The sequence below is a fragment of the Prevotellamassilia timonensis genome (assembly GCF_900106785.1).
In the GTDB taxonomy this organism is placed as follows: Bacteria; Bacteroidota; Bacteroidia; order Bacteroidales; family Bacteroidaceae; genus Alloprevotella; species Alloprevotella timonensis.
This window is the reverse complement of record NZ_LT629832.1, coordinates 1-2,169: the sequence shown is the minus strand read 5'-3', so window position 1 is coordinate 2,169 and position 2,169 is coordinate 1. Positions and strand designations below refer to the sequence as shown.

Sequence of the window (2,169 nt, the reverse complement as noted above, 5' to 3'; positions counted from 1 at the left end):
ATAAACTTTAATCTTACGAAAGCCAACGTCGACGATCGCAATGAGAATGTTATGAATGCATTGACTGACAAGGTTTTTGGTAAGTTGTATGCAGATAAAGGTTATATTTCTCAGACTCTTTTTGGAAAACTTTGGGATAAAGGCGTTCATATTGTTACAGGACTTCGCTCAAACATGAAACAGAAACTCATGCCACTTTATGATAAGATTATGTTACGCAAGAGAAGTGTCATTGAATCTGTAAACGATATGCTCAAAAATGTAGCTCAAATTGTACATACTCGTCATCGGAGTTTGCATAATTTCATTATGAATATTTTGGCTGCAATGGGGGCGTATTGCTTCTTTTCTACCAAGCCTCATGTCAACTTTGACTATGAGATACCCCCATCTGACGGGCAACTCGTAATTTGGCAATAAAATAAACTTACATAATTTTGATAGGTGACCATTTTATGGCCACCCTTTGTAGGTTGGATGGTTTTCTGCTCTTTACTTTTTAGAATATTATCTCGAACTCGCGTTATATCATCATCACCAGTCCAAAACATGGTATAGCCTTTTGGCAGAACAATGCTTTTAGAGTCGGCACATTCTGGCAAAATGTACAAATCAGCGTTCATTCTTAGGATATGGTCTATTTTGGTCTGAACGCATTTTGCTATGTTATAACTAACTATTTTCATTACGATTCTTCTTTTGGTAATTTGTCATCATCATACTGATACCTTATACAGCATTTATTGGGGCCATTATATTTACTATCAATAGCAAGGAGTCCTGTCGCTTTGAAATACAAACTTCCTTCTTTGGAGTAAAACACCTTATTATTTGGATGTACCTCAATGTATGGAGGATGATTAGGGTCATCGATACAGTATTCATAATAAAAATCTGGAGCAATCTCCAATAGGGTTGATGGCAAAGAAACATGATACATAGCTTCAAAAGCATCATATCCTATTTTCTCGACACCTTCTGGTATCTCTATCTCGTCTGTCCATATCAATCCCCGAAGAGATTTATTACCTATGTACTTAACACTATGAGGTATTTTTATACTGTCAAGAGAACACAAATCAAAACATCCGTCAGGTATTCCTTCCAAGGAGTCCGATAGCCTTACACTTTCAAGTTCAGACATCAGAAAGGCGTTTTCCCCTAATGAAACCAACGAGTGAGGCAATTCTAATTTGTTTATGTCGGCTGCTACAAAAGACCATTTGCCTATACTTTTCAAACCATTATTCAGCTTCAATACGGACATCTTGTCATAACCACAGCAAGCCCCATTACCTATATGCTCCACAAATGGAAGAACTACAAGTTCTGTTGCTTCTGGAGCATGTACAAGTGTTTTATAATTGGCAGAATATACACAATCCCTATAAACAACAAAAGACCTTGCAATCTTGATATTAAGGTAAAGCTTGATAAGAACGAATAGTCTTATTGCATCCCCACAAACAAATTGTGAAAGATATTCTTCGTATGTACAAGATTTGCCATTTTTATATAGTATATCCCCCACAAACAATTCATTGAAAGATATTTGTTTGTATTTGGTGTAGTCGAAATCATGTGCGAACTCAGAAAACGTATTTGCAGATACATTTCCTGTCAAGACAATGCATGAAGGGTAATTGTTTCTACGTTCCCATTCGTGTAAAGGTTCAGAGCCCATCACATACAAAGACTTGTTCATTTGTTCTCGTTTTAAAACTTGTTTATCTGAATCGAGTCATTCACTTTGTCACAATTCATTAATATGAGTTGAATACTGATGACCGTATTCGTCTTTGAACTTGTTTGGTAAATCCAGTGGCATTTTATCATTCAACTCTGCTTTATCGAAAAGCCATCCCCAAAAGTTTTGCACATCATCGCCTTCTGCTAACGATTCTACATAACTTCTATATGATCATATCGGTGAATTAAAGACGTTTGTTCAATTACCTGAAAAATTCTGGCGCAGATTTGGCGCACCCTTAAACGAAAAATCAGCGTAACTTATTGTTTTACAACTCGTTACGCTGACTTTTGCGGAGAGAGAGGGATTCGAACCCCCGGTACCTTGCAGTACGCCGGTTTTCAAGACCGGTGCATTCGACCACTCTGCCATCTCTCCATGCAAACTATGGTCGTCTTTTCGTGTTTGCGAGTGCAAAG

Annotated in this window: 2 protein-coding genes and 1 tRNA gene; 1 reads left to right on the top strand and 2 read right to left on the bottom strand. The window is 37.3% G+C overall.

Annotated elements, in window-relative coordinates:
* Positions 1 to 420: transposase (locus BQ5453_RS00340; RefSeq protein ID WP_143033235.1), on the top strand; the 420-nt coding region annotated here is incomplete at its 5' end.
* A gap of 265 nt (positions 421 to 685) precedes the next feature.
* Here the strand turns inward: BQ5453_RS00340 and BQ5453_RS00335 are convergent.
* Both BQ5453_RS00335 and BQ5453_RS00330 read right to left on the bottom strand, forming a co-directional pair.
* The gene (locus BQ5453_RS00335; RefSeq protein WP_083361062.1) at positions 686 to 1,705 is read right to left on the bottom strand and encodes a leucine-rich repeat domain-containing protein; all 1,020 of its coding nucleotides are present in this window, start codon (positions 1,703 to 1,705) and stop codon (positions 686 to 688) included.
* Positions 1,706 to 2,043: 338 nt separating this feature from the next.
* A tRNA-Ser gene (locus BQ5453_RS00330) sits at positions 2,044 to 2,128 on the bottom strand.
* Between the last annotated feature and the right edge of the window lie 41 nt (positions 2,129 to 2,169).

Coding starts and splice junctions, on each gene's coding strand:
- BQ5453_RS00335 (WP_083361062.1), bottom strand. CDS start 1,705: ATGAACAAGTCTTTGTATGTGATGGGCTCTGAACCTTTACACGAATGG.